This is a genomic window from Nocardioides sp. BGA-UO-ETr-FS32 (assembly GCF_059567905.1).
Map to the genome: position 1 here is coordinate 241,339 of NZ_JCAQOX010000014.1, position 25,805 is coordinate 267,143.

At 72.2% G+C, this 25,805-nt stretch carries 26 protein-coding genes and 2 tRNA genes; 15 read left to right on the forward strand and 13 right to left on the reverse strand.

Features of this window, described 5'->3' with window-relative positions; translation table 11 throughout:
• The first annotated feature begins 287 nt into the window (after window positions 1-287).
• Window positions 288-1,871, forward strand: coding sequence for an MDR family MFS transporter (locus tag AC57BS_RS11010; RefSeq protein WP_496411484.1), 1,584 nt, complete (start codon window positions 288-290; stop codon window positions 1,869-1,871).
• On the forward strand, window positions 1,868-2,323 hold the full coding sequence (locus tag AC57BS_RS11015) for a MarR family winged helix-turn-helix transcriptional regulator (RefSeq protein ID WP_496411485.1): 456 nt from the start codon (window positions 1,868-1,870) through the stop codon (window positions 2,321-2,323). Before AC57BS_RS11010 ends, AC57BS_RS11015 begins: the two co-directional genes overlap by 4 nt.
• Before the next feature lie 150 nt (window positions 2,324-2,473).
• On the opposite strand, the gene AC57BS_RS11020 is transcribed toward AC57BS_RS11015, so the two are convergent.
• Genes AC57BS_RS11020 through AC57BS_RS11030 form a run of 3 tightly spaced genes read right to left on the reverse strand, consistent with a single transcriptional unit; the run spans window position 2,474 to window position 5,826 of the window.
• Window positions 2,474-4,075, reverse strand: coding sequence for a glycoside hydrolase family 13 protein (locus AC57BS_RS11020; RefSeq protein WP_496411486.1), 1,602 nt, complete (start codon window positions 4,073-4,075; stop codon window positions 2,474-2,476).
• A gap of 48 nt (window positions 4,076-4,123) precedes the next feature.
• Window positions 4,124-5,050 carry a hypothetical protein gene (locus AC57BS_RS11025; RefSeq protein WP_496411487.1) on the reverse strand — a complete coding sequence of 309 codons (927 nt, stop codon included), beginning with the start codon at window positions 5,048-5,050 and terminating at the stop codon, window positions 4,124-4,126.
• Window positions 5,047-5,826 carry a hypothetical protein gene (locus tag AC57BS_RS11030; protein ID WP_496411488.1) on the reverse strand — a complete coding sequence of 260 codons (780 nt, stop codon included), beginning with the start codon at window positions 5,824-5,826 and terminating at the stop codon, window positions 5,047-5,049. Before AC57BS_RS11030 ends, AC57BS_RS11025 begins: the two co-directional genes overlap by 4 nt.
• A gap of 62 nt (window positions 5,827-5,888) precedes the next feature.
• Between AC57BS_RS11030 and AC57BS_RS11035 the strand changes: the two genes are divergently transcribed.
• Complete coding sequence (locus tag AC57BS_RS11035) at window positions 5,889-6,569, forward strand: iron-dependent transcriptional repressor DtxR (RefSeq protein ID WP_496411489.1); 681 nt, start codon at window positions 5,889-5,891, stop codon at window positions 6,567-6,569.
• 79 nt (window positions 6,570-6,648) lie between these two features.
• Here AC57BS_RS11035 and AC57BS_RS11040 read toward each other — a convergent pair whose 3' ends face one another.
• The 3 genes from AC57BS_RS11040 to AC57BS_RS11050 are packed head-to-tail and all read right to left on the reverse strand — an operon-like array spanning window position 6,649 to window position 9,652.
• Window positions 6,649-7,476, reverse strand: coding sequence for a Sir2 family NAD-dependent protein deacetylase (locus tag AC57BS_RS11040; protein ID WP_496411490.1), 828 nt, complete (start codon window positions 7,474-7,476; stop codon window positions 6,649-6,651).
• On the reverse strand, window positions 7,473-7,739 hold the full coding sequence (locus AC57BS_RS11045) for a DUF2277 domain-containing protein (protein ID WP_496411491.1): 267 nt from the start codon (window positions 7,737-7,739) through the stop codon (window positions 7,473-7,475). The genes AC57BS_RS11040 and AC57BS_RS11045 overlap by 4 nt, the downstream gene beginning before the upstream one ends.
• A gap of 56 nt (window positions 7,740-7,795) precedes the next feature.
• Window positions 7,796-9,652 (reverse strand): beta-propeller domain-containing protein, encoded by a 1,857-nt coding sequence (locus tag AC57BS_RS11050; protein ID WP_496411492.1) that lies wholly within the window; start codon window positions 9,650-9,652, stop codon window positions 7,796-7,798.
• A gap of 52 nt (window positions 9,653-9,704) precedes the next feature.
• On the opposite strand from AC57BS_RS11050, the gene AC57BS_RS11055 reads away from it, so the two are divergent.
• Window positions 9,705-10,877, forward strand: coding sequence for a saccharopine dehydrogenase family protein (locus AC57BS_RS11055; RefSeq protein ID WP_496411493.1), 1,173 nt, complete (start codon window positions 9,705-9,707; stop codon window positions 10,875-10,877).
• Between the two features lie 149 nt (window positions 10,878-11,026).
• On the opposite strand, the gene AC57BS_RS11060 is transcribed toward AC57BS_RS11055, so the two are convergent.
• Both AC57BS_RS11060 and AC57BS_RS11065 read right to left on the reverse strand, forming a co-directional pair.
• A tRNA-Arg gene (locus AC57BS_RS11060) sits at window positions 11,027-11,102 on the reverse strand.
• Window positions 11,103-11,192: 90 nt separating this feature from the next.
• Window positions 11,193-12,704, reverse strand: coding sequence for a SulP family inorganic anion transporter (locus tag AC57BS_RS11065; RefSeq protein ID WP_496411494.1), 1,512 nt, complete (start codon window positions 12,702-12,704; stop codon window positions 11,193-11,195).
• 60 nt (window positions 12,705-12,764) lie between these two features.
• On the opposite strand from AC57BS_RS11065, the gene AC57BS_RS11070 reads away from it, so the two are divergent.
• The 3 genes from AC57BS_RS11070 (at window position 12,765) to AC57BS_RS11080 (ending at window position 14,726) form a co-directional block, all read left to right on the forward strand.
• Entirely contained in the window at window positions 12,765-13,157 is a 393-nt protein-coding gene (locus AC57BS_RS11070) for a MerR family transcriptional regulator (protein WP_496411495.1), read from the forward strand.
• A gap of 83 nt (window positions 13,158-13,240) precedes the next feature.
• Window positions 13,241-14,521: an LCP family protein gene (locus AC57BS_RS11075; RefSeq protein ID WP_496411496.1), complete on the forward strand. Its 1,281-nt coding sequence runs from the start codon at window positions 13,241-13,243 to the stop codon at window positions 14,519-14,521.
• 10 nt (window positions 14,522-14,531) lie between these two features.
• Window positions 14,532-14,726 (forward strand): hypothetical protein, encoded by a 195-nt coding sequence (locus AC57BS_RS11080; RefSeq protein ID WP_496411497.1) that lies wholly within the window; start codon window positions 14,532-14,534, stop codon window positions 14,724-14,726.
• Window positions 14,727-14,879: 153 nt separating this feature from the next.
• Here AC57BS_RS11080 and AC57BS_RS11085 read toward each other — a convergent pair whose 3' ends face one another.
• The 3 genes from AC57BS_RS11085 to AC57BS_RS11095 form a co-directional block, all read right to left on the reverse strand.
• Window positions 14,880-15,230: an MscL family protein gene (locus AC57BS_RS11085; protein ID WP_496411498.1), complete on the reverse strand. Its 351-nt coding sequence runs from the start codon at window positions 15,228-15,230 to the stop codon at window positions 14,880-14,882.
• Window positions 15,231-15,291: 61 nt separating this feature from the next.
• Window positions 15,292-15,924: an SAF domain-containing protein gene (locus tag AC57BS_RS11090; RefSeq protein WP_496411499.1), complete on the reverse strand. Its 633-nt coding sequence runs from the start codon at window positions 15,922-15,924 to the stop codon at window positions 15,292-15,294.
• 55 nt (window positions 15,925-15,979) lie between these two features.
• Window positions 15,980-16,288, reverse strand: coding sequence for an FmdB family zinc ribbon protein (locus AC57BS_RS11095; protein ID WP_496411500.1), 309 nt, complete (start codon window positions 16,286-16,288; stop codon window positions 15,980-15,982).
• Between the two features lie 129 nt (window positions 16,289-16,417).
• Here AC57BS_RS11095 and AC57BS_RS11100 point away from each other — a divergent pair, with 129 nt between their 5' ends.
• Window positions 16,418-19,048 carry a penicillin acylase family protein gene (locus AC57BS_RS11100; RefSeq protein ID WP_496411501.1) on the forward strand — a complete coding sequence of 877 codons (2,631 nt, stop codon included), beginning with the start codon at window positions 16,418-16,420 and terminating at the stop codon, window positions 19,046-19,048.
• An 81-nt stretch (window positions 19,049-19,129) separates the two neighbouring features.
• On the opposite strand, the gene AC57BS_RS11105 is transcribed toward AC57BS_RS11100, so the two are convergent.
• Entirely contained in the window at window positions 19,130-19,738 is a 609-nt protein-coding gene (locus tag AC57BS_RS11105; RefSeq protein ID WP_496411502.1) for a 5-formyltetrahydrofolate cyclo-ligase, read from the reverse strand.
• A gap of 22 nt (window positions 19,739-19,760) precedes the next feature.
• Here AC57BS_RS11105 and AC57BS_RS11110 point away from each other — a divergent pair, with 22 nt between their 5' ends.
• From AC57BS_RS11110 to AC57BS_RS11140, 7 genes are all read left to right on the forward strand, one after another.
• Window positions 19,761-21,176: a UTP--glucose-1-phosphate uridylyltransferase gene (locus tag AC57BS_RS11110; RefSeq protein WP_496411503.1), complete on the forward strand. Its 1,416-nt coding sequence runs from the start codon at window positions 19,761-19,763 to the stop codon at window positions 21,174-21,176.
• Entirely contained in the window at window positions 21,169-22,398 is a 1,230-nt protein-coding gene (glp, locus tag AC57BS_RS11115) for a molybdotransferase-like divisome protein Glp (protein WP_496411504.1), read from the forward strand. Before AC57BS_RS11110 ends, glp begins: the two co-directional genes overlap by 8 nt.
• The gene (gene moaC, locus AC57BS_RS11120) at window positions 22,398-22,889 is read left to right on the forward strand and encodes a cyclic pyranopterin monophosphate synthase MoaC (protein WP_496411505.1); all 492 of its coding nucleotides are present in this window, start codon (window positions 22,398-22,400) and stop codon (window positions 22,887-22,889) included. Before glp ends, moaC begins: the two co-directional genes overlap by 1 nt.
• Window positions 22,886-23,362, forward strand: coding sequence for a MogA/MoaB family molybdenum cofactor biosynthesis protein (locus tag AC57BS_RS11125; RefSeq protein ID WP_496411506.1), 477 nt, complete (start codon window positions 22,886-22,888; stop codon window positions 23,360-23,362). Before moaC ends, AC57BS_RS11125 begins: the two co-directional genes overlap by 4 nt.
• Before the next feature lie 59 nt (window positions 23,363-23,421).
• The gene (locus tag AC57BS_RS11130; RefSeq protein ID WP_242498526.1) at window positions 23,422-23,979 is read left to right on the forward strand and encodes a GNAT family N-acetyltransferase; all 558 of its coding nucleotides are present in this window, start codon (window positions 23,422-23,424) and stop codon (window positions 23,977-23,979) included.
• A gap of 60 nt (window positions 23,980-24,039) precedes the next feature.
• Window positions 24,040-24,978: a divisome protein SepX/GlpR gene (gene sepX, locus AC57BS_RS11135; RefSeq protein ID WP_496411507.1), complete on the forward strand. Its 939-nt coding sequence runs from the start codon at window positions 24,040-24,042 to the stop codon at window positions 24,976-24,978.
• A gap of 68 nt (window positions 24,979-25,046) precedes the next feature.
• Window positions 25,047-25,119: transfer RNA gene (locus AC57BS_RS11140), tRNA-Ala, on the forward strand.
• 91 nt (window positions 25,120-25,210) lie between these two features.
• Here the strand turns inward: AC57BS_RS11140 and AC57BS_RS11145 are convergent.
• Window positions 25,211-25,729, reverse strand: coding sequence for a VOC family protein (locus tag AC57BS_RS11145; protein WP_496411508.1), 519 nt, complete (start codon window positions 25,727-25,729; stop codon window positions 25,211-25,213).
• Between the last annotated feature and the right edge of the window lie 76 nt (window positions 25,730-25,805).

Below are 25,805 nucleotides of genomic sequence, written 5' to 3' on the forward strand. Positions count from 1 at the left end.
GGTGTCATCCCCCGGGGCCCCTCCCAGAGGGGCAGCAGGCCTGCGGGTCGCTGCATGTCCGGGGCAGGCCGGCGCGTCGGACGACCAGATGTGCGTACGCCGCCCGCCAGCGAGCGTGCCTGCCGCCCGCGTGCCGGAGTTGTGGTCGTCCGGCGCGCCGTACGCCGTCCCGGGACGAGCGGGTGTGGCCCGGGTCTCGTCGCCGTCAGGTGGCCAGCGGGTTCCTGCGGGCATATGGTTGTGGAGGACAACTATTGCGCGACGCAACCACGACCCGAAGGAACGCAGTGGCCCAGGCCCCCACCGTCACCGCCGAGCAGAGCGGGGAGATGAGCCACCGCGAGGTGCTCGAGGCCCTCAGCGGGCTCCTCCTCGCGATGTTCGTCGCGATGCTCTCCAGCACGATCGTCAGCAACGCGTTGCCGACCATCGTCGACGACCTCGAGGGCAGCCAGACCGGCTACACCTGGGTGGTCGTCGCGACCATGCTCGCGATGACGGCCACGACGCCGATCTGGGGCAAGTTCGCCGACCTCTTCGACAAGAAGCTGCTCGTGCAGTCGGCGCTGGTGATCTTCTCGGTGGGCTCGCTCATCGCCGGCTTCGCGCCGTCGATGGAGGTGCTGATCGGCGCCCGTGTCGTCCAGGGCCTCGGCGTCGGCGGGCTCACCGCACTGGTCCAGGTCGTCATCGCCACGATGGTCTCGCCGCGTGAGCGCGGTCGCTACAGCGGCTACATCGGCGCGGTCTTCGCCCTCGCCACGGTCAGTGGCCCGTTGGTCGGTGGCGTCCTGGTCGACACCGTCGGCTGGCGCTGGTGCTTCTTCGCCGGCCTCCCGGTCGCGGCGCTCGCCTTCGTGGTGCTCCAGAAGACGCTGCGCCTGCCCGTCGTCAAGCGCGAGGTCTCCATCGACTACCTCGGCGCCTTCCTGCTCGTCGGCGGTGTCTCCATCCTGCTGGTCTGGGTCTCGCTCGGCGGGCAGGACTTCGACTGGATCTCGTGGACCAGCGGCCTCCTGGTCGCGGGCTCGGTCGTGGTCATCGCCGCGGCGATCCACGTCGAGGCCAACGTCGCCAAGGACCCGGTCATCCCGCTGCGGCTGTTCCAGGACCGTACGCTCACGCTGGCCACCGTCGCGTCGGTGCTGATCGGCGTCGCGATGTTCGGCTCGACGGTCTACCTCAGCCTCTACTTCCAGCGCGCCAAGGACCTGAGCCCCACCGAGGCGGGCCTGATGTCGATCTGCATGGTCGGCGGCCTCCTCGTCACGAGCATCCTGAGCGGCCGGATCATCACCGCCACCGGGCTCTGGAAGCGCTGGTTGGTCGGCGGCATGGTGCTCGTCATCGCCGGCATCGCGCTGCTCGCGACCATCGACGCCTCGACCTCGCTGTGGCACACCGGCGTCTACATGGCGGTGCTCGGCCTGGGCCTCGGCGCGACCATGCAGAACCTCGTCCTCGCCGTGCAGAACACGATCGCCCTCTCCGACATGGGCGCCGGATCCTCGGTGGTGGCGTTCTTCCGCTCGCTCGGCGGCTCCATCGGCATCGCGGCGCTCGGCGCCGTCCTGGCCCACCAGGTCGCCGACGCCGTGCAGTCGGGGCTCGCCCGACTGCTGGCCGCCCACCCCGAGTACGCCGGCGCCGTCGGGCACGACACGGGCAGCATCCCGGACGTCTCCGGCCTGCCCGCGCCGGTGCGCGCGATCTTCGAGAGCGCCTTCGGCGACGCGACCGGTCACATCTTCCTCGTCGCCCTGCCCTTCGCGGTGGGCGCGCTCATCGCGGTGCTCTTCATCAAGGAGGTGCCCCTGCGCACCTCGGTGAAGCGCGAGGATGAGCTCATGGCGGAGGCTCCCCGGGCATGAGCACAGGATCGACGACGAGGTACGACGACCTCCGCCGCATCGAGGCCGAGGTCGGCACGCTGATCCGCCGGGTCAAGCGCGTGATGGGGGAACGGGCCCGCGAGGTCCACCCCGACCTGCACCCGATGACCTACTTCCTCCTCACGCACCTGGCCAAGCAGGGGCCGATGCGGGCCGCCGACCTGTCCGACGCCTTCGGCATGGACAAGGGCGGCGTCAGCCGGCAGGTGCAGACGCTGGTCGACCTCGGCCTGGTCGAGCGCCGCCCGGCCGCCGAGGACCGCCGCGCGATCCTGCTCGACGCCAGCGAGGAGGGGCGTACGCGGCTCGAGACCGTGGCCCGCAGCCGCAGCGACCGCTTCGACCAGCGCCTGGGTGGCTGGAGCGACGACGAGCTGTCGGCGTTCGCCGCGCAGCTGGCGGCGTACAACCAGGCCCTCAGCGACGACTGACCCGCCGCCGTCCGCCGCCGCGGGTATCTGAGGACGTCCTGGTAGGCGATTCGGGTGGAACGCCTACCAGTTCGTCCTCAGATACCTCGCGGCGACGGGAGTGGCTGCCGTACGCGCGCGCGGACGGACCCGTACGCGCGCGGGCGGGCGTCAGCGCAGCCAGGCAGCCGTGTCGGCCGGCAGCTTGCCGTTGACCGGGGCGCTGGACAGGAGCAGCTCGCCCTCGGGCAGCTCCACCGGCGCCGCGCCGCAGTTGAGCACGACCGTGATCGGGCCGCGACCGAACGTCAGCACGTCCTCGCCGGCGTCGAGGATCTCGACGTCGTCACCGGCGGTCCAGGCGAACTCGCGGCGCACGCGCAGCGCCTCGCGGTAGAACTCCAGCGTCGACGACGGGTCGCCGGTCTGGGCCTCGACCGTCAGCGCCGACCAGTCCGCCGGCTGCGGGATCCACGGCTGCTCGGTGCCCGGGCCGAAGCCGTACGGCGCCTCGCTGCCGCTCCACGGGATCGGCACACGACAGCCGTCGCGGCCGACCTCGCCGGTGCGGAGGTAGGACGGGTCCTGCCGGTGCTCGGGCGCGACGTCGACCTGCTCGAGGCCGAGCTCCTCGCCCTGGTAGAGGTAGCTCGAGCCGGGCAGGGCGAGCATGGCGAGCGTTGCGGCGCGACCGCGGGCCAGGCCCTGCTCGCCACCGCCGTAGCGGGTGACGTGGCGTACGACGTCGTGGTTGCTGAGCACCCACGTCGGCGAGGCGCCGACGGGCTCGACCGCCGCCAGGGTGTCGGTGATGACCTCCGCGAAGGCCTCGGCCGACCAGTCGGCGAGCAGCCACGCGAAGTTGAAGGCCTGGTCGAGCTCGTCGGGACGGACGAAGGCGGCCATCGACTCGGGCGTCTGGGTCCACGCCTCCGCGACGGCCATCCGGTCGGGACCGGCCTCGTCGAGGACCTTGTGCCAGGAGCGGTAGACCTCGTGGACCTCCGGCTGGTCCCACATCGGCTCGTCCTTGAGGTCGAGGGACACCATCGAGTGGTCGGTGTTGACCTGGCCGGACGACGCTCGCTGGCCCTCCTCCACGACCTGGTCGCGCAGGCTGGCCTCCTTGAACAGGCCGTGGGCCACGTCCACGCGGAAGCCGTCGACGCCGCGGTCGAGCCAGAACCGCAGCACGTCCTCGAACATCTCGTTGACCTCGGGGTTGCGCCAGTCGAGGTCGGGCTGGGTGGAGTCGAAGAGGTGGAGGTACCACTGGCCGTCCTCGACCTGGGTCCACGCGGGGCCGCCGAAGACCGAGCCCCAGTTGTTGGGGGGCGTGCCCTCGGGCTCGCCCTCCGGGGAGTCGCGGAAGAGGTAGCGGGCGCGCTCGGGACTGCCGGGGCCGGCGGCCAGCGCGGCCTGGAACCACTCGTGCTGGTCGGAGGTGTGGTTGGGCACGAGGTCGACCACGACCCGCAGGCCGAGCTCGTGGGCGCGCGCGACCAGGTCGTCGGCGTCGGAGAGCTGGCCGAACAGCGGGTCGACGTCGCGGTAGTCCGCCACGTCATAGCCGTGGTCGTGCTGCGGCGAGGTGTAGAACGGCGTGATCCACAGTGCGTCGACACCCAGGTCGGCGAGGTGGGGCAGGCGCGACGTGATGCCGGGCAGGTCGCCGATGCCGTCGCCGTCACTGTCGGCGAAGCTGCGCACGTAGACCTGGTACACGACGGCGTTGCGCCACCAGAAGGTCTTTGGATCGTTCAAATCGGGCATGCGCACCATCTTCTCAACACTCCCGGGGTCGCGGTCAAGATCGCGCGGTCACGATGCGTATCGATCGAGCACCCGCAGGGCGGTGAGCGTCGCCCATCGCGAGCGTCCCGGCGGGTCGGACGGCACGTGCGTCCGGCCGGGCCACACGCGCGCCGTCCAGGAGCCGTCCGGCCGACGCCTGGCGAGGAGCGCCTCGAGCGCGGCATCCATCCGCGGATCGGGCGGCACGCCCGCCCCCGCGAGGCAGTCGAGGCCGCGGAGGATGTCGAAGTGCCATCGAGGGGGATGGTGCGGCACCAGGAAGTCCTCCCGGATCACCTCTCCCGTCCGCTCGCTGCGGAACAGCTCGTGGCGCAGGACGAACTCCACCGCGGTGCCCTGCGCGGCGGTGACCTCCTGCCTGCGGTGCTGGTGGCCGGCCGCGAGATAGCTCGTGAACCCCTCGAGGACCGAGACGGTGGTGTGCAGGGACGAGTGGGAGAGGGGAGCGAGAGGAGGTCGGTGGCGGCAGTTGAAGCCGCCGTCGGCGACCGTGCGGGCCAGCAGGACGTCGACGAGCGCGGCCAGGTCCTGTTCCCGAGCGCCGAACCAGCTGGCGTAGCGAAGCCCCATGCCGTTGATGCAGGCGTCGCTGACGGCAGCGCGGTGGCTCGGGTCGAGCCCGCCGTCGGGCCCCCTCTCCTCGGCCAGGACCAGGGCCACGGACTCGGCGGCGGCCGGCTGGTCCTCGGGCAGGCCGAGGTTGCACAGCTCGAGGAGGGTGTAGTGGGTGCTGGTCCACTTCGGCTGGTAGAAGCCATGGCCCCAGTGGCCGTCCGGCCTGCGGGCGGCGAGCAGCGCTGCCCCGTGGCCCTCGGTGGCGATGCGGGCCCGAAGGCCCGGGTCCGTGCGGTGCAGGAGGTCGCGCGTCGTCTGGTGGGCCACCGCCACGTCACCCTCGAGCAACCACCCCACGACGTCCGCCGGAGCGGTCACCGCGGCGTCCGACCACCGAACAGCGCCGGGTCGACCGCGATCCAGGTGTGCTCGGCGGCCGCCACGACCCGGCCCGCCGAGTCGTACAGCGTGGAGGCGGTGAAGGTCTTGCGCCCGTCCCGTCCGCGCCCGTCGCCGACCACGACGTGGGGCTCGCCGATCACGGGCAGGTCGTCGACGCGCGCGGTCATCCGTCCGAGCACCATCAGCCGCTCGGTCAGGTCGCCCGCCCAGCCGCCGATGCAGTCCAGGGCCGCCCAGGTGACGGCCACCGAGGCGCGCGGGTGCTCGTCGCCGTACGTGTGCCAGTCCTCGTGCAGGCTCGCGTGCGGCGTCCAGGTGGCCGCGATGCGCTCGTCGCCCGCGTCCACCGGTCCGGGGAAGATCCGCAGCCCGTCGCCGTCCTCGCGCGCCGTGCCACAGGCGAAGCAGGTGGGGAAGGGGTGGAAGGTGTGGCCGGGGTACGACGCCTCCGCGGCTGCCGCCGCCGCGGGCGCGACCGGCTCGACCTCGGTGAGCGTACGGTCGACGCGCTGCGCGGTCGCGACGGGCGCGCCGCCGTACGACGCCGTCGTCACGCCTGCGTCGACGGTGACGGGCAGCGGCGTGTCCAGCGGCGGCGGCTGCCGGAGCGACACCTCGAACGTCGGCCAGCCCCCGCACCGGTCGGCGGGCGCGTCGGCGTCGTCGAGCGCGGCCAGCGCGCCGGCCGTCCAGCCGCCGTTGCCGGAGTCGGGAGGTCCGCAGAAGCGTCGGGGCACGATCAGCTCGGTCACCGGCTCACTGTGCCACGGCACGCGTGCCCGGGACAGTTGCGCCATGGGACACAATGACCCCCGTGAGTGACCTGATCGACACCACCGAGATGTACCTCCGCACGATCTACGAGCTCGTGGAGGAGGGCATCGTGCCGCTGCGCGCCCGCATCGCCGAGCGGCTGCACCAGTCCGGGCCGACCGTGTCCCAGACCGTGGCCCGGATGGAGCGCGACGGCCTGCTCACCGTGCAGGGCGACCGCCACCTCGAGCTCACCGAGGAGGGCCAGCTCCTCGCCACCCGCGTGATGCGCAAGCACCGGCTGGCCGAGCGGCTGCTGACCGACGTCATCGGGCTCGACTGGGAGCTCGTCCACGCCGAGGCGTGCCGGTGGGAGCACGTGATGTCCGAGACGGTCGAGCGCCGGCTGCTCGAGCTGCTCGACCACCCGACGGAGTCGCCCTACGGCAACCCGATCCCGGGCCTCGACGAGCTCGGCGACCGGGCCGGCGAGGACTTCATGGACAACGTCGAGCCGCTGTCGGCCGCCGCGGCCATGGAGGACCAGCGCGTCCACGTCAAGCGGATCTCCGAGGAGATGCAGAAGGACGAGGAGCTGATGGGCCTGCTGCGCCGCGTCGGCGCCCTGCCCGGCAAGACCGTCACCATCGCGCGGACCGACGAGGGCATCCTCATCGGCTCCGGCGGGGAGACCGCCGAGCTGGTGGTCGAGGCCGCCGAACACATCTTCGTACGCCGCTGAGATCGGGGCCCGGCGGGGCGGCTGATCTGGAGTCACCGGATATCCGGTGACCGCCCTGCTTCCAGGTAGAGATCTCTACCTATAACCCCGAAACTCGGGTGCACAGCTCGCCCAGGAACTCGCTGCACCCGACCTCGAGCTTGTACGCCGCCAGCGGGTCGCCGCGCGTCAGCCCGCGGTTCACGATGACGATCGGCGTGCCACCCGAGGCCGCGCGCTTGACGAACCGGAGGCCGCTCATCACGGTGAGCGAGGAGCCCGCGACGAGCAGGGCGCCGTCGGTGCCCAGGGCCTCGACCGCCGCGTAGCAGCGCGCGACGCGGTCGGCCGGCACGTTCTCGCCGAAGAACACCACGTCCGGCTTGAGCGACCCGCCGCACGGGCACCGCGGCACCACGAAGTCGTCGGTGTCGTCGAGGTCGACGTCGCCGTCGGGCCGGGACTCCACCCACCCGTGCCGTTGGAGCCACTGCGGGTTGAGCGCGTCGAGCTCGCTCGCCAGCGCGGCCCGCGACGACGTCGTACGGCACGACAGGCAGACCACGTCGGCGACCCGGCCGTGCAGCGCGACGAGGCTCCGCGACCCGGCGGCCTCGTGCAGGCCGTCGACGTTCTGGGTGATGAGGAGCCCTGGATCGAGGGTCGCGAGGGCGTGGTGGCCGTCGTTGGGGAGCGCCCGCCCCATCCGCTGCCACCCGAGGTGGCTGCGCGCCCAGTAGCGCTGCTGCGCCTGGGGCGTCGCGACGAACTCCTGGTAGGTCATCGGCGCCCGCGCCGGCGAGCCCGGCCCGCGGTAGTCGGGGATCCCGGAGTCGGTGGAGAGCCCCGCCCCGGTCAGCACGACGAGCGGCCGGGTGGCCAGCAGCTCGAGGGCCTCCTCGACCGACCGGTCCGCGAGGATCGTCACGCGTACCGTGCCTGTGCTCGCGCCCTGGCCTTGGCAGCCTCCACCTCGCGGTTCTTCGGCGGAGCGGTGGTCACGAGGTCGTCGAGGAGGTGCTCGGTGATGTGCGCGATCTCCTTCACCGCGGCGTAGAAGACCTCCTCGTTGGCCTGCGACGGCTTGGTCGTCCCGGCCACCTTGCGGACGTACTGCAGGGCGGCCGCGGTGACCTCGTCGCGGCTCGCGGGCGGCTCGAAGTTGTTCAGCGGGCGGATGTTGCGGCACATGGCGTCGAGCGTACGTCCGGAGGCGCGCAGGTTTCGAGGCTCGCCGCGCTCGCACCTCAACCGGCGATATCGAAGAAGGACACGTCGTCACCCGTCACGAGCGCCACCCTGCCCGACGCCAGCGGCACGAGGCGTACGTCCGCCACGTCGGTGCCGTGCTCGACCTCGACCATGCGGTTGGTCATCGAGCCGTCGGCGAGCGACAGCACCGAGACCCACCCGGTGGTGCCGGTCCAGCCCTCGGAGACGACCGTCAGCGCGATGCGCTGCTCCGGCAGCCAGGTGAACTGGCGCGGGTCCACGCCGGCGCCGGCCTGTGTGTTCTTCGCGTAGCGCACCACGTCGAGCTGGCGGGGGTCGGTCAGGTCGGTGACGTCGAAGAGCGCGGCCTGGGCGCCACGGGTGACGCCCTGCAGCGACGCGTCCTGGCCCATCCCGAGGAGGCGGTGCTCGCCGAGGGGGTGGAGGTACTCGGAGAACCCGGGGATCTTGAGCTCGCCGAGCAGCACCGGTGCGGCCGGGTCGGACAGGTCGATGGCGTAGAGCGGGTCGGTCTGCCGGAAGGTCACCACGATCGCGAGGTCGTCGAACCACCGCACCGACTTGATCTCCTCGTCGACGCCGAGCCGGTCGACCCGACCGTCCACGGCAAGGTCCGACCCGTCCTCGCGCAGCGTCAGCACGGAGCTGAAGTTGCCGGTCTCGCTGCTCGGCCCGACGGCGACGCGCAGGGAGCCGCCGACGGCGTCCATCGACCAGCGGTCGGCGATGGTGCCCTCGACCTCGCCGGAGGCGACGTACGTCGTCGCCGCCCCGTCGAGCGCGAAGGCGAACAGCGGCGTGGTGCCGCCCGGCGCCGGCCAGGACGTACGGCAGCCCATGCAGTCGTCCCAGCCCCACTGGGGCCCGGACGCTGCGAGGTAGAAGCGGTCGGTCGAGAAGTAGGAGAGGTCCGAGTCGATGGCCACCGCGGTCGTCGTCCGGGTCGAGGGGTCCGCCGGGTCGACGGCCAGGACGGTCGTCGTGCCGAGCGCGATCTCGTCGTCGTGCGGGATCGCGACGTCGGCGCAGTCCACCAGCGGCGCACCGTCGACCGTCGGCAGCCAGTCGGCGAGCGTCGTCCCGCGCACCAGCGCCCGGTTGCGCAGCCGCGCGCGCAGCTGGCCGAACGCGCCGTCGGGGAACGAGAAGTCGAGCTCGGGCAGGCCGTTCTGGAGCACGACCCGCACCACGTCGCCGTGCAGCCGTACGGCCGACGCCCGGCCGCGGACCGTGGTCGCGTCGACGACCGCAGGAGAGGTCGGGTCGGCGAGGTCGACGGTGGTGACCGTCGTGGACAGCCCGTCGTCGGAGGTCCCGATCACGACCGCCCGACCATCCACGAACACCAGCTCGCCGCCCGGGTCGCCGACCCAGGCCGAGCTCCCACGCGCGTCGTCGAGCCTGGTCGAGGACAGCAGGCGGGGCTCCGCGCCCGCCACGTCGTACGCCAGCAGCTCGCCGTCGCGCAGCCGCAGCAGGAGGCTGCCGGCGACCTTCACGACGTCGGACTCGTCGACGCCCACCTCCTGGACGTTGGTGCCGGACTCGTTGCTCGTCGATCGCGAGGTGCTCACGCCGGCGCGGGCGCTCTCCGACGCGGCAGCGGAGTCACCGCCCTCCATCGCGCCGAAGTCGACCGCGCCGCCGCCCCAGCCGTACGGGCCGACCTGCTCCATCGCGCGGTCGACGTACGACGCCAGCAGGTCGTCGCAGTCGGCCGCGACGCCGAGGTCGGAGTTGGCGAGCGCGATCGTCGGGGTGGACGGCCGGCCCGGCGAGCCGGGCTCGCTGCCGAGGGCGTAGCCGACGCCGACGGCGGCGGCGAGGCTGGTGCCGACGGTGATGCCCGTGATGATCCTGCGCGCTCGCATGGCGGTGGGACGGGGCGGTCGGGGTCTCGGTTCCGCGTGGCACGATGGCGCGATGAGCGACCCCCACCCCGACCGCGACCTCGACCTCGTGCTCTTCGGCGCCACGGGCTTCACGGGCGGCCTCACCGCCGACTACCTCGCCGCCCACGCGCCGGCCGGGCTGCGGTGGGCGATCGCCGGTCGCAACCCCGACAAGCTCGAGGCCGTACGCCGCCGCCTCGCCGACCAGGGGGCCGCGGACGTCGAGGTGCTGGTGGCCGACTCGTCCGACGCCGCCGCGCTGTCCGACGTCGCCCGCCGTACGCGGGTGGTCGCCACCACGATCGGCCCCTACCTCGAGCACGGCGGCCCGCTCGTCGCCGCGTGCGCCGAGGCCGGCACCGACTACCTCGACCTCACCGGCGAGCCGGAGTTCGTCGACCGGATGTTCCTCGAGCACCACCAGACCGCGCTGCGCACGGGCGCCCGGCTCGTGCACGCGTGCGGCTTCGACTCGATCCCGCACGACCTCGGCGCGTACTTCACCGTCCGGCAGCTGCCGTCCGACCAGCCGATCACCCTGCGCGGCGTCGTCCGCTCCGGCGGCACGTTCTCCGGCGGCACGTTCCACTCCGCGCTCAACCAGTTCTCCCGGGCGCGCGAGATGAAGAAGACGTACGCCGCCCGCCGCCGCGCGGAGGTGCGGCCCGAGGGGCGCTCGTCACGCTCCGTCAGTGGGAAGCCGCACCGCGACCCCGTGCTCGGCTTCTGGCTGCTGCCGCTGCCGACCATCGACGGGATCGTGGTCGCCCGCAGCGGCGCCGCGCTGGAGGCGTACGGCCCGAAGTTCCGCTACTCCCACTGGGCCGGCACCAAGACGCTGCGCTACGCCGCCGGTGGCGCCGTCGGCATGGGTGCGCTGACGGTCGCCTCGCAGGTCAAGCCGCTGCGCGACCTCCTGCTCTCCAGGGTGCCGCAGGGCTCGGGCCCCGACCCGGCCAAGCGGGAGAAGTCGTGGTTCACCGTCGACTTCGTCGGCGAGGCCAAGGGCAGCACCGTCCGTACGCGCGTCTCGGGCGGCGACCCGGGCTACACCGAGACCGCCAAGATGCTCTCCGAGGCCGCGCTGTGCATCGCGCTCGACGACAACCCGGAGACCGCCGGCCAGGTCACGCCCGCCCAGGCGATGGGCGACGCCCTGCTCGCGCGGCTGCAGGCGGCCGGGATGAGGTTCGAGACCCTCTGAGGCGACGAACGTAGGCTCGCACTCGAACACCATGCAGGCAGTTGGCGCCTCCGAGCACGCTGGTCACGCTCAGCGGACCGGCGTGAGCTCCGAACTGCCTGCATGGTGTTGCTCGTCGAGGGCCCGGCCCGCGTCACCGGACCGACTGCTGGTGCCCCAGGCAAGAGTCGAACTTGCGACCTTTCGCTTAGGAGGCGGCTGCTCTATCCACTGAGCTACTGGGGCGTTGCCGCGTCACCGCGAGGTGCTGCAGCGGGCAGCATCCTGCCACGACGACGTACGCCGCCGCCCATCAGGACGCCCGCCACGCGGTGGTCAGTGGGACGGCAGCGATCCGGAGAGCCGCTCGTGGCGCTCGGCGCTCGAGGGGTTGAGCCCGACGATCTCCACCGTCTTGCCCTTGCGGGCGTACTTGGTCGTGATCGCGTCCAGGGAGGCGACGGTCGAGGCGTCCCAGACGTGGGAGTCGGTGAGGTCGATGACGACGGCGTCGGGGTCGTCGGCGTAGTCGAACTGCGTGTAGAGGTCGTTGCTCGAGGCGAAGAACAGCTGGCCGGTGACTCGGTAGACGGCGGTGGGCACGCCCTGGCGGTCCTCGACGACCTCGCGCTGGACCTCGGTGAGGTGGGCGACGCGGCGGGCGAAGAGCGTCATGGCGACCAGGACGCCGACCACGACGCCGATGGCGAGGTTGTGCGTGGCGACGGTGACCGCCACGGTCGCGACCATGACGGTGGTCTCCGACTTCGGCATCCGGCGCAGGGTGGCCGGCTGGACCGAGTGCCAGTCGAAGGTGCCGACCGAGACGAGGATCATCACGGCGACCAGCGCAGCCATCGGGATGATCGCGACGACGTCGCCGAGGCCGACCACCAGGATGAGCAGGAAGACGCCGGCGAGGAATGTCGAGATCCGGGTGCGGGCGCGGGAGACGTTCACGTTGATGAGGGTCTGGCCGATCATGGCGCAGCCCCCCATGCCGCCGAAGAAGCCGGTGATGACGTTGGCGGCGCCCTGGCCCCACGACTCGCGAGTCTTGTTGGAATGCGTGTCGGTGATGTCGTCGACCAGCTTGGCCGTCAGCAGCGACTCGAGCAGCCCGACGAGGGCCATCGCCAGCGCGAAGGGGCCGATGATCTGCAGCGTCTCGATGGTCCACGGGACGTCGGGGAAGAACAGCGCGGGCAGGCTGTCGGGCAGCTCGCCCTCGTCACCGACGTCAGGCACCGAGATCGAGGCCAGGACAGTGAAGCCGGTGAGCGCGACGATGGCGATGAGCGGCGCGGGTACGACGGTCGTGACGCGCGGCAGCACGACCATGATCGCCAGGCCCACGGCGATCATCGGGTAGACCAGCCACGGCACGTCGACCATGTAGGGGATCTGGGCCATGAAGATGAGGATGGCCAGGGCGTTGACGAACCCGACCATCACCGAGCGGGGGATGAAGCGCATCAGCTTGCCGAAACCGCCGAGGCCGAGGGCGATCTGGATGAGACCGCCGAGCAGCACGGTGGCGATGAGGTATTCGTAACCGTAGTCACGCATCACCGGCGCGATGACGAGCGCGATCGCACCGGTCGCGGCAGAGATCATCGCCGGGCGGCCGCCGAGGAAGGCGATCGAGACCGCCATCGTGAAGGAGGCGAAGAGGCCGATGCGCGGGTCGACCCCGGCGATGATCGAGAACGAGATCGCCTCGGGGATGAGCGCGAGCGCGACGACGAGGCCGGCAAGGACCTCGGTGCGCAGCAGCCGCGGCGAGCGCAGGGCGGCTCGTACGGTGGCCTCGGTGGGGGTGGCCATAGGCTCGGCGACAGCAGACACGGAGGGGCAACCTACCCTTACGTAACGGTAGGTTTGAAATCGGCGCGAAGGAGCGGACCCGTGGGCGACGAACCCGTCATGCAGATCGGCGAGGTCGCCACCCGTACGGAGCTCTCCCTGCGGAGCCTGCGGCACTGGGAGGAGGTCGGCCTCCTCACGCCGTCCGGGCGCACCGACGGCGGGTTCCGGCTCTACACCGAGGCCGACGTCGACAAGGTCCTCGTGATCCGCCGGATGAAGCCGCTCGGGTTCAGCCTCGACGAGATGAAGTCCGTCATGGGCGACCTCGAGGTGCTCGACGACGCGACGGCCGACGAGCCCGCCCGTCGGGGCGCGCGGGAGCGCCTCGGAGCGGTGTCGCAGGAGGCGGCCGAGCGTCGTCAGCGCCTGGTGCGGCAGCTCGACATGGCCGACGAGTTCATCGGACTGCTGGAGGCGCGGCGCGACGGATGAGCGCGGTGCGGAGAACGGCAAACTTGCCGAAGTGAAGTAGATTCCGTCCCGGTCAGTTCATCCACGCTGTCGAAGGTGAGCCCGTGTCCGACGAGTCGCGCCCGGAATCTGCTGTGGGCGCGCCCAAGCGCAAGGGCAAGGCCGCCCGCCGGCACACCGTCGGGCGGGTCATCCTGATCAGCGCCGTGGTGCTCGCCCTCGTCACGGGGCTCGGCACGGTCTACTTCGTCCGCCACCTCGACGGCAACATCGAGGGCATCTCGCTCGGCGAGCTCGGCGAGGACCGCCCCGAGAAGGTCTACAAGGGCAACGGCGAGCCGCTCAACATCCTCGTGATGGGCTCGGACACCCGCGAGGGCGAGGGCAACGCGATCGACGGCGAGGGCGGCGGCGGCGGATCCGACACCACCATCCTCGTGCACCTCTCCGCCGACCGCGAGCGGGCGTACGCCGTCTCCATCCCGCGCGACTCGATCGTCGACCGGCCCGAGTGCAACGAAGGCGAGTCCGCGGCGGCGACCGACGTGATGTGGAACGCCGCCTACACCGAGGGCGGGCCCGTCTGCACGGTCGCGCAGCTCGAGGCCACCACCAACGTCTTCGTCGACCACTTCGTGGTCGTGGACTTCAACGGCTTCGGCGAGATGGTCGACGCCGTCGGCGGTGTGCCGGTCTGCGTGCCCGAGGACCTGGTCGACCGCGAGCACGGGATCTTCGTCCCGGCGGGCGACCCGTCGGTGCTCACCGGCGACGAGGCCCTCGACTACGTCCGGGCGCGCTCGGTCGGCGACCTGGCCCAGCGCAACGACATCTCCCGCATCCGACGCCAGCAGACCTTCATCGCCGCCCTCGTGCGCAAGGTGAAGTCGGCGGGCACCCTCACCCGCCTCGACAAGGTCGTCAACTTCCTCGACGCCGCCACCAGCTCCCTCACGACCGACACCGAGCTCGACTCGGTGACCCGGATCGGCAAGATCGCGATGCAGCTGCAGAGCATCGGCCTCGACGAGGTGCAGTTCGTGACGTTGCCGACCGAGTACTACTCCACGGACTCGGAGTTCAGCGGGAGGGTGTTCTGGACCGAGGACGCGACCCGGATCTGGAAGCTCATCAACGAGGACAAGGAGATCCCGGCGCGCCTGCTGTCCGGGAACGCCGTCACCGCCGCGCCGCCCAAGACCTCCTCCGAGGCGACCGAGACGCCGTCGCCCTCGGGCGAGGCGACCGAGACGCCGTCGGAGACCCCGTCCGAGACCCCCACCGAGACGGCGAGCCCGTCGGAGACCGCCTCGCCGAGCGAGACCGCGACGCCCGAGGCCCCCGCGACCACGGAGCCGGAGCCCGTCCCGGGCGTCTGCGCATGAGCACCAGCCCATGAGCACCCCGCGACCTCCTTCTCCGACACCTGGCGAAGGTGCGGAGGCGGACTGGCAGCAGCGGCGCCGGTTGGCCGAGGTGTTCGGCGACGGCGTACCGGAGCAGACCAGCGACGACAGCGACGCGCGCGAGGACCGCCCCGGCAAGGGTGACGACTGGTACCGCGACCAGGTCCCGCCGCACCACGGCTGAGCGCGACCGGGAACCGCCCCCACTCGCCCACAGCACCCCTCGATAGTCCGCTGCAAAAAGCCGCGGACGAGGGTCGCTCGAGCGGCTTCTTGCAGCGGACTACGTGAGGGGCTGGGGACGACGGACCGGTCGGGCGTACGCGCGTGGTGCGGGTCAGACGGTGCCGTTGCGGGCCTTGAGCAGGTCGCGGATCTCCTCGAGGACGGCCACGTCGGCGGGGGTGCCGGCCTCCTCGCTGGGGAAGAAGCGATCCTTGGCCTTCGTGTAGGGCAGCACGATGAAGAAGTAGACGACCGTCGCCATGATCAGGAAGGCGATCAGCGCGTTGAGGAAGGCGCCGAAGCTGCCGGTCTCATCGCTGAAGAAGTCGTCGCCCACAGGGAGGAGCCCGGTGAGCCACTCGGTGAACGTGGTCGTCACGGCAGCGAACGCCAGGGCCATGATCAGACCGGTGGCGATCTCGATCAGGTTGCCCTTCAGGATGAAGGCCTTGAAGCCACTCATGGTGTTTCTCCCTCGTGTGGGGCCCCGAGAGGAGGCCGCTGGTGAGTGAACGCACCTTACGCTAGCGGTTCCACGACACGGTGAGGAACTGCGTCAGTGCCGCCCCGGCGATGCTCACCGCCTCCCCGGCGCTCGCGCCGACCACCACGAGCGCCCCGCCGGTCCCGCCGGCCGGCCCCTCCGGCACGCCGGTCGGGGTGGCGAGCACGGTGACGTCGCGCGCCACGACCGTGGACGACCCGGTGCCGGGGTCGGTCGCGAGCAGGTCGACCTCGTCGCCGGCTCGCAGCAGTGCGGCCATGCCGGCGTCGGGCAGCCGCACCGGCACGACCGTGTCGCCGGACTCGGCCAGGGCGAGGCGGGGGCCGACGAGACGGACGTCGGTCACCACCTCGCCCCGCGCGATCGGAGCGGCGAGCACGCGCCCGGCGGGCGAGGCGGCTGCGGCGGCTGGGGCCAGGTCGGCCGGCCAGGCGCGGCTGACCACGTCGTCCTCGCCGATCACCGCCCCGGACGGCAGGTCACGTGCGGCGACGAGCACCTCGACCGTCGCGGGCGGTGCCGGGGCGAGCGTGTGCAGCGCGCTCAGCACCGCGAGCGCCGTGAGCGTCGCGGCGATCAGTCGGCGGCGGCGCCGCAGCTGGTGGCGTACGGCGCGGAGCCGGCGGCGGGCCGGCGGGAGTCCCGGGAACATGCGTCGACGCTAGGCCGGACGGGCGGGCTCCCGCTCGGCCTCTCCACAGGGAAGTTCAGTCGGAGGACGACGAAGACGAGGAGGAGCTGGACGAGCTGCCCGACGACGACCCGCCGGAGGACGTCGACGAGGACGTCGACGCGGGCGTCGAGGCGGGGGTCGAGGCCGGGGTCGAGGACGACGAGCCGGAGCGGCTGTCGGTGCGGTAGAACCCCGAGCCCTTGAAGACCACGCCGACGGCGTTGAACAGCTTGCGCAGCTTGCCGTCGCACTCGGGGCAGACGGTCAGCGCGTCCTCGCTGAAGCTCTGGAACTGCTCGAAGGAGTGGCCGCACTCGGTGCAGGCGTACTGGTAGGTCGGCATGTGGGTCCTTTGACAGCGACGGGTGGAGCGACGGTGACACACAGTTCGGGTGGAGATCGGCCGGGCCGGCGCGACGCGCTGGCACTCTGGCCCTTCGACTGCCAATGGTACGGCACAATGGGGGAGGACATGAGTGAGCCTGCACCCACCCCCGAGACCGACACCGCCGAGCCCACGCGTGGCTCCCGGTGGCAGACCTTCAAGCGCGCACCCCGGGCGGTGCGGTGGACGGCCTGGACGGCACTGGGCCTCGTGCTGGTCCTCGTCGTCCTCGCGGCCGCGGTCGTGGTGGTCGTACGCCGCCCGCTGCCGCAGACGGCCGGCGAGGTCGAGGTGCCGGGCCTGTCCGCGTCGGCCGAGGTGGTACGCGACGAGCACGGCATCGCCCAGGTCTACGCCGACACCGACGCCGACCTGATGTTCGCGCAGGGGTTCGTGCACGCGCAGGAGCGCTTCTTCGAGATGGACTTCCGGCGCCACGTGACCGCCGGCCGGCTCTCGGAGATCTTCGGCCCCGACACCCTCGAGACCGACCGGTTCATCCGCACGATGGGATGGCGCCGCGTGGCCGAGCGCGAGTGGGCACTTCTGGAGCCGGCCACGCGCGACGCGCTCGCGGCGTACGCCGACGGGGTCAATGCCTACCTCGCCGACCGCAGCCCCTCCGAGCTGGCGACGGAGTACAGCGTGCTCGGCCTCACCGGCCTCGACTACACGCCGGAGGAGTGGCAGCCGGTCGACTCGCTCGCGTGGCTGAAGGCGATGGCGTGGGACCTGCGCGGCAACATGGACGCCGAGGTCGACCGGGTGCTGCTGTCGCTCGACCGCACCGAGGACGAGATCTCGGCGCTCTGGCCGTCCTACCCCTTCGACGAGCACCCGCCGATCGTGGACGGGGGCGGCGTGGTCGACGGGGTGTTCGAGCAGAACGCGACCGGCAACGGCACCCGCAACCCGCGTCGCCCGGCGTACCCGCAAGGCGTGGTAGACGCGCTCGAGCGGGTGCAGGACCGGCTCGACGCGATGCCCGAGCTGGTGGGCAAGGGCCGCGGCATCGGCAGCAACTCGTGGGTCGTCGACGGCGAGCACAGCGCGACCGGGATGCCGATCCTCGCCAACGACCCCCACCTGGGCATCAGCCAGCCGGGCATCTGGATGCAGATGGGGCTGCACTGCCGCGAGGTGTCGGCCGACTGCACGCTCGACACGTCGGGCTTCACGTTCTCCGGTGTGCCCGGCGTGATCATCGGCCACAACGCCGACATCGCCTGGGGGATGACCAACCTCGGCCCCGACGTCACCGACCTGTTCCTCGAGCAGACCGAGGGCGACGACCGCTACGTCCGCGACGGCGAGACCGAGCCGATGCAGGTGCGCACCGAGACCATCGAGGTGCGCGGCGAGGACGACGTCGAGCTGCGGGTGCGCGAGACCGTCCACGGCCCCTTGATCAGCGACGTGTCGCCTGCGTTCGCCACCGTCGGCGCCAACGCCCCGACCGACGAGCCGGGGGAGCGGGGCAGCGGGTACGCCGTCGCGCTGGCGTGGACCGCCCTCGACCCCGCCCCCACGGCCGACGCGATCCTCGCGCTCAACCGCGCCTCGGACTGGGACGAGTTCCGCGCGGCAGCGGCCGACTTCTCCGTGCCGGCGCAGAACCTCGTGTACGCCGACCGCGCGGGCCACATCGGCTACCAGTCGCCCGGCCGGATCCCGATCCGCCGGGCCGGCAACGACGGCACGATGCCGGTCGAGGGCTGGGTCAGCGCCAACGACTGGACCGGCGACTACGTCCCCTTCGACGGCCTGCCGAGCGTCCTCGACCCCGACGAGGGGTTCATCGCGACCGCCAACCAGGCCGTGATCGGCGAGGACTACCCCTACCTGCTGACCGAGGACTGGGACTACGGCTACCGGTCGACCCGGATCCGCGAGGTGCTCGAGGCCGAGGGCGAGCTGTCCGTCGAGGAGATGGCCGAGCTCCAGCTCGACTCCGTCAACCCGATGGCCGAGACCCTCGTGCCCTACCTCCTCGACGTCGAGCGGCTGCCGTCGCCCTACTACCGCAACGCGCAGAACCTGCTCCGCGGCTGGGACTTCACCTCTCCCGCCGACAGCGCCCCCGCGGCCTACTTCAACGCCGTGTGGCGCACGCTGCTGCAGAAGACGTTCCACGACGACCTGCGCCAGCGCACCTGGCCCGACGGAGGCGACCGGTGGTTCCGCGTGGTCGGAGAGATGCTGACCGAGCCCGCCGGGCCCTGGTGGGACGACGCGACCACCGACGACGCGGTCGAGACCCGCGACGACATCCTCCGCGCGGCCCTCATCGACGCGCGCGACGAGCTGACCCGGCGCCAGTCCCGCGACCCGAAGCTGTGGGAGTGGGGCCGGCTGCACCGGATGGACCTGCGCAACGCGACGCTCGGCGAGTCCGGGATCGGGCCGGTCGAGCGACTGTTCAACCGCACCGGCTGGGAGGTCGGCGGCGGCTCGTCGATCGTCGACGCGACCTCGTGGAACGCCGTCGAGGGCTACGGGGTGACCGCGGCGCCCTCGATGCGGATGGTGGTCTCGGTCGCCGACTGGGACGACTCGCGCTGGATCAACCTCACCGGCGTCTCGGGGCACCCGGCGTCCGCGCACTACTCCGACCAGACCGAGCTGTTCGTCGACGGGGAGACCCTGCCCTGGGCCTGGTCGCGCGGCGCGGTCGAGGAGGCCGCCGAGGACCGGTTGGTGCTGACGCCGGCGGAGTGAGTCCCACCCGTCCCGGGAGTCACCGGATATCCGGTGACCGGCCTGCTTACAGGTACAGATCTCTACCTATAAGCAAGGGATTCACCGGATATCCGGTGACTCCAGAGGGCCGAGGTGGATGACCCCGCCCGCCGTCAGCGCGAACCCGACCCGTACGTCGTGCGGCTCGGCGGGCACGGCGACGCCGACCTCGTCGTCGAAGAGCACCACGGCGACGGGCGTGCCGGCCGGGACCCGGGGCAGGACCCGGTCGTAGCAGCCGCCGCCCTGCCCGAGGCGCTCGCCGGCGGGGGAGACCCCGAGGCCGGGCACGAGCACCACGTCGGCGGTGCGGATCGCGTCGCGACCCAGCCGCGGGCCGGTCGGCTCGTAGAGCCCGCGCGCCGCCGGCGCCAGGGCGTCGGGGCCGTCGTAGACCGCCCAGTCGAGGTCGAGGTCGGGCAGCACCACCGGCAGGATCACCCGCTTGCCCGCGGCGATGAGGGCGTCGAGCAGCAGGCCGGTGCCCGGCTCGCTGCCGACCGACACGTACGCCGCGACGGTGGCGGCGTCGCGGACCGGTGCCCACCCCAGGGCGACCCCTGCGACGTCGGCGGCGAACTGCGCCGCGGCACCGAGCGGTCGGCGTCTGCGCCCCGCGCGCACCTGGTCGCGGAGGGCCGTCTTGGCTGGCGAGTGTCCTGCTCCCACGTCGGCAGCCTACGATCGAAGCATGGCAAGCAAGGGCAACCCCCAGGGTCTCGCACTCGCGCGCGAGAAGATGCGGCAGGCCGGGGTGGACGAGGTCGCGATCGACACGTTCGCGCACTACTACCGTCTCCTCGAGCACGGCGAGACCGGCATGATCGCCGAGGACTCGATCGAGCCGCTCGACATGGAGTCGATCGCCGACGTCGAGGTGGCCGAGGACGTGGCCGCCGAGGCGATCCGCGCGACCGCGGTCATCAAGCTCAACGGCGGTCTCGGCACCTCGATGGGCATGGACCGCGCGAAGTCGCTGCTGTGCGTGCGCCGAGGGCTGAGCTTCCTCGACATCATCGCCCGGCAGGTGCTGCACCTGCGCAAGCAGTACGACGCTCCGCTGCCGCTGATGTTCATGAACTCCTTCCGCACCTCGGCCGACACCATGGCGGCGCTCGCCCGCTATGACGACCTGCCGATCGAGGGACTGCCGCTGGAGTTCCTGCAGAACAAGGAGCCCAAGCTCCTGGCCGCCGACCTGATGCCCGCGGCGTACCCGAAGTCCCCCGACCTCGAGTGGTGCCCGCCCGGCCACGGCGACATCTACACCGCGCTGCGCGGCACGGGCCTGCTCGCGCAGCTGCTGGCGGAGGGCTACCGCTACGTCTTCGTCTCCAACTCCGACAACCTCGGCGCGGTGCCCGACGCGCGCGTGGCCGGCTGGTTCGCGCAGAGCGGGGCGCCGTTCGCGATCGAGGCCGTACGACGCACGCCGTCGGACCGCAAGGGCGGGCACTTCGCCCGCCGCAAGGCCGACGGCCGCATCGTGCTGCGCGAGTCGGCGCAGACCCTCGACGTGGACAAGGAGGCGCTGAGCGACCTCGACCGCCACCGCTATGCCTCCACCAACAACCTCTGGTTCGACATCCAGGCCATGGTCGATGCTCTCGACGCACGCGGCGGCATCCTCGGCCTGCCGCTCATCCGCAACGTCAAGCACCTCGACCCCGCCGACAGCAGCACGCCCGAGGTCATCCAGATCGAGACCGCGATGGGCGCCGCGATCGAGGTCTTCGAGGGCGCACGCACGATCGAGGTCGGCCGCGACCGGTTCGTCCCGGTCAAGACCACCGACGACCTGCTGGTGCTGCGCTCCGACGTCTATGACATCGGCAAGGACTTCGTGCTCGACCAGTCCGGCGACGACGTGCCCTACGTGTCCCTCGACGGCGACTTCTACAAGCTGGTCGGCGACTTCGACAAGCGCTTCCCCGAGGGGGCACCCTCGCTGCGCGAGGCCGACTCGTTCACCGTCGACGGCGACTGGACCTTCGGCCCCGGCGTGCGCGTGGTGGGTGACGTCAAGCTCCAGGCGTCCCAGGCGCAGCGCATCGAGGGCGGCACCGTGCTGAGTGAGCAGGACTCGACCCGGGACACCGATGGCTGACCTCCTGCCGGTCGCCGACTACGTCGAGCGCATCCTCGCCACGGTCTCCCCGCTCCAAGCGTTCCCCCAGCCCCTCATGGAGGCGCTCGGCCTCGCGCTGGCCGAGGACGTCGTGGCGCCGATCTCGCTGCCGAGCTTCGACAACTCCGCGATGGACGGCTACGCCGTGGTCGCAGAGGACGTCGCCGGGGCCACCGCGGACGACCCCGTCACCCTGCCGGTCGTCGGCGAGATCGGCGCCGGGCAGTCGTCGATCCTGGCGCTCTCACCCGGCACCGCGGTCAAGATCATGACCGGTGCACCCGTGCCGGCCGGCGCGACGACGGTCGTCCCCTACGAGTGGACCGACCGGGGCGTCGCCAGCGTCCGCATCGACCGGGCCGCGAAGCCCGGCCAGCACATCCGGCCCACCGGCGACGACATCGCCGAGGGCGACATGCTGCTCGAGGAGGGCACCGTCCTCGGCCCGCGCCACCTCGGCATGCTCGCCGCGGTCGGCCGCGCGACCGTACGCACGCGCCCGCGGCCGCGGGTGGTGGTGATCTCCACCGGGTCCGAGCTCCGCGACCCCGGGACACCGCTCGGCCACGACTCGATCTACGACGGCAACTCCTACCTGCTCGCCGCGGCCGCCCGGGCCGCCGGCGCCATCGCCTACCGCGTCGGGATCGTGCCCGACGAGGCACACGCCTTCACCGAGGCGCTGAGCGACCAGCTCGTCCGCGCCGACCTCGTCGTCACGAGCGGGGGAGTGAGCGAGGGCGACTTCGACGTCGTCAAGGAGTCGTTGTCGCACCACGGGTCGATGTGGTTCGGCGGCGTCGGGATGCAGCCGGGCAAGCCGCAGGGGTTCGGCACCATCGGCGAGGACGACACCCCGGTCTTCACCCTGCCGGGCAACCCGGTCTCGTCCTACGTCTCGTTCGAGATGTTCGTGCTGCCCGCGATCCGCCGGATGATGGGCAAGCTGCCCTACGTACGCCCGACCGGTCGTGCGCGGCTGACCCACGGGCTGTCCTCGCCCGAGGGCAAGGTGCAGATGGTGCGCGGGCTCTACGAGACCGACCGCGGCGGCACCTTCGTCTCGCCGGTCGGCGGCCACGGCTCCCACCTCATCGGCGACCTCGCGACCGCCAACTGCCTCATCGAGGTGCCGGCCGAGACCACCGCGATCGCCGCCGGCGAGATGGTGGCGATCCGCAAGCTCGACGAGGAGTTCTGATGGCCTCGCACGACCACGCCGGCGACCCCCGGCTCACCCATGTCGACGACACCGGCGCCGCGCGCATGGTCGACGTGGGCGACAAGCCCGTCACGACCCGTACGGCGTCTGCCTCCGGTCGCGTGCTCGTGAGCCCGACCGTGGTCGAGCTGCTGCGCGGCGAGGGCGTGCCCAAGGGCGACGCGCTCGCCGTGGCCCGGATCGCGGGGATCATGGGGGCCAAGCAGACGCCCGCCCTCGTCCCGCTGTGCCACCCGCTCGCGATCTCGGGCGTGACGGTCGACCTCGAGGTCACCGACGAGTCCGTCGACATCACCGCCACCGTCCGCACGACGGACCGCACCGGCGTGGAGATGGAGGCGCTGACCGCCGTCTCGGTGGCCGCGCTCACCGTCGTCGACATGGTCAAGGCCGTCGACAAGGCGGCCGTCATCACCGACATCCGGGTCGAGACCAAGACCGGCGGCCGCTCGGGGGACTGGGCGCGATGAGCCTCCCCGCGGCCGTCGTCGTCGCCTCCAACCGCGCCGCGGCGGGGACGTACGCCGACGAGACCGGCCCGCTGATCGCCGACTGGCTGCGCGGGCAGGGGTTCGACTGCGGCGAGCCCGCGGTCGTGCCCGACGGCGACCCGGTCCGCGAGGCGATCGCCGCCGCGGTGACGGCCGGGGCGCGCCTGGTCCTCACCACCGGCGGCACGGGGCTGACGCCGACCGACCGCACCCCCGAGGCGACCGCGGCGCTGCTCGACCGCGAGGTGCCCGGCATCGCCGAGGCCATCCGCGCCGCCGGCGTCGCCAAGGGCGTGCCGACGGCGATGCTCTCGCGGGGCCTGTCCGGCCTCGTCGGCGACTGCCTCGTCGTCAACCTCCCCGGCTCGCGCGGCGGGGTGAAGGACGGGCTCGGTGTGCTCGAGCCGGTCGTGCGCCACGCGGTCGAGCAGGTCGTCGGGAGCGACCACTGAGCGCGCTGTCCGGCGACGCGCCGGGCTGGCCGGCCCGCCTGGAGTCCGAGGGCGTCGTCGTGCGCCCGCTCAGGCGCGCCGACGCCGACGAGTGGCAGGCCGTGCGCGCGCGCAACCACGACTGGCTGCGGCCGTGGGACGCGACGGTCCCGCCGGGTGCGGCACCGCGCCCGTCGTCCTACAAGGTCGTCACCCGGTCGCTGCTGCAGCAGGCGAGGCAGGGCCTGTGCCTGCCGTTCGTGATCGAGGTCGAGGGCCGCTTCTCCGGCCAGGTGACGGTGAGCAACGTGGCGCGCGGGTCGGCCCAGTGGGCCTCGATCGGTTACTGGGTGTCCGCCGACGTCGCCGGGCGCGGGGTGGCCCCGCGCGCGGTGGGCCTGGTGATCGACCACTGCCTCGGCCCCGTGCGGCTGCACCGCGTGGAGATCTGCGTACGCCCCGAGAACACCAACTCGCTGCGGGTCGTGGAGAAGCTCGGCCTCGAACAGGTCGGCTACGCCCCGCGGTTCCTGCACATCGACGGGGCGTGGCGCGACCACCGGATCTTCGCGGTCACCGCGGAGGAGGCACCCGAAGGGGTCCTCGCACGGCTCTCGACACACCAGTCACACCAGTAGTTCTGCGACACACCACTTGACATCCGCCCCGCTCACGCTCCACGCTCCTACGCTTCGACCGTGGACCCGAGCGCTCTGATCTTCGTCGCCCTTGCCGTGGCGTGGGCCGTCTACCTGATCCCCAAGGCCGTCAAGCACCACGACGAGGCCGTCCGCAGTCGTTCCGTCGAGAAGTTCTCGCACACCATGCGGGTCCTCGCGCGCCGCGAGCCCGTCGACCGGCGCAACGCACGCCTGGTCGTCTCGCCGATCCGCGCCTCCCTGCGCCCGCCGGTGGAGACCAAGGCCCACGCGCAGCCCGTCACCGAGACCGTCAGCGCGTCCGTGACCACCACGGTGACCCGCGAGGTCTCCGCCCCCGTCGCCCGTACGTCGCGCACCTCGCCCGTCGCCGAGCGCGCCTCAGCGCGGCGCGCCGCGAAGCGCCGCCGCAACGTCCTCGCCCTCGTCCTGCTGGCCAACACCGTCGTCATCGGCCTGGCCGCCGGGTCCGTCATCGGGTGGCCGTGGGTGGCCGCGCCCGCCGCCGTGCTCGTCGCCTGGCTGGTCGCCTGCCGTGTCTCCGTACGCGCCGAGCGTCGCCAGCGCGCCGCCCGCGGCGCGATCGAGATCGGCCTGCCGCCGCTGGTCGAGGAGGAGCAGGGGGACCTCACCGGCGAGCTGCCCGTCATCCCGCCCCAGCCGCGCGTCCCGGCCGCCCCGGCGGCGCCCGAGCCGTCGGAGTCCTCCCCGGCCGCCGACGCGCCGGCCGTGGTCACCGGCGAGATCCCCGTCGTCGGCGGGTGGGACATGGTGCCCACCACGCTCCCGACCTACGTCAACAAGCCGGCCGCGGCCCGGCGTACGGTCTCCACCATCGACCTCGACTCCACCGGCGTCTGGTCCAGCGGCCGCAACGACGAGGACTCCGCCCTCGCCCGGTCCGCCGAGCAGTCCGCCCGGACCGCCCGCGAGGCCGACGAGTCCGAGCGCGACGCCCGCCGCGCGAGCGGCGCCTGAGCCGATCCGGGCCGATTGGGCGGGCCTCTCGGGGCTCGTGTATCTTGGCGTCGCGCCGTGAGGCGCATGGGGCTGTGGCGCAGTTGGTAGCGCGTCTCGTTCGCAATGAGAAGGTCAGGGGTTCGAATCCCCTCAGCTCCACCCTTGTGGTCTCGCACGAGATCCCGGACAGCCCGGACCCCCTCGAGGGTCCGGGCTGTTGCTGTTCTCCGACGACGTAGGGTGGCCGGCTTCAGCCGGCCGGCGCGGAGGGGTCGCGGACGGCGTACGAGTCGTCGGCGTTCTCGGCGATGAAGGTCGCGATGTCCTCGGAGGTCATCTGCCCGGTTGCCATCGCTGCCTGGGCAGCAGTCATGAGCTCGTTGGAGCAGGAGAGCTCCAGGGCGATGTTGTCCGGGTCGCGGAAGTTCAGGTGGGAGCCGAAGGTCTCGTCGCGGATCGGGGTGTGGCGCACGCCGAGGTCGTCGAATCGCGCCTGCCACCACTCGAGCTCCGCGCGCGACGCCGACGCGAGGCCGAGGTGGTCGGCGCCGACGTTGAGCTCGGAGAACTCCTGGCCCGTGCCGCCGTCGTGGACCAGCAGCGCGAGCACGAAGCCCGTGGCGGGGTGCATGCAGATGCGTCCGGTGCCGACGTCCATCACGACGACGAAGCCGAGCACCTCGGTGTAGAAGCGCTCGCTGACGTCGAGGTCGGTCACGGTCAGCGCCACGTGGTCGATCCCGGCGAAGCCCGGTGCGGCCTGAGTCATGACAGGTCCGCCCGTACGCCCGCAGCGGTCGTGCGACGTGCGCGGCTCATCGACGTCCCGTCCGCTGCGGGCGGTA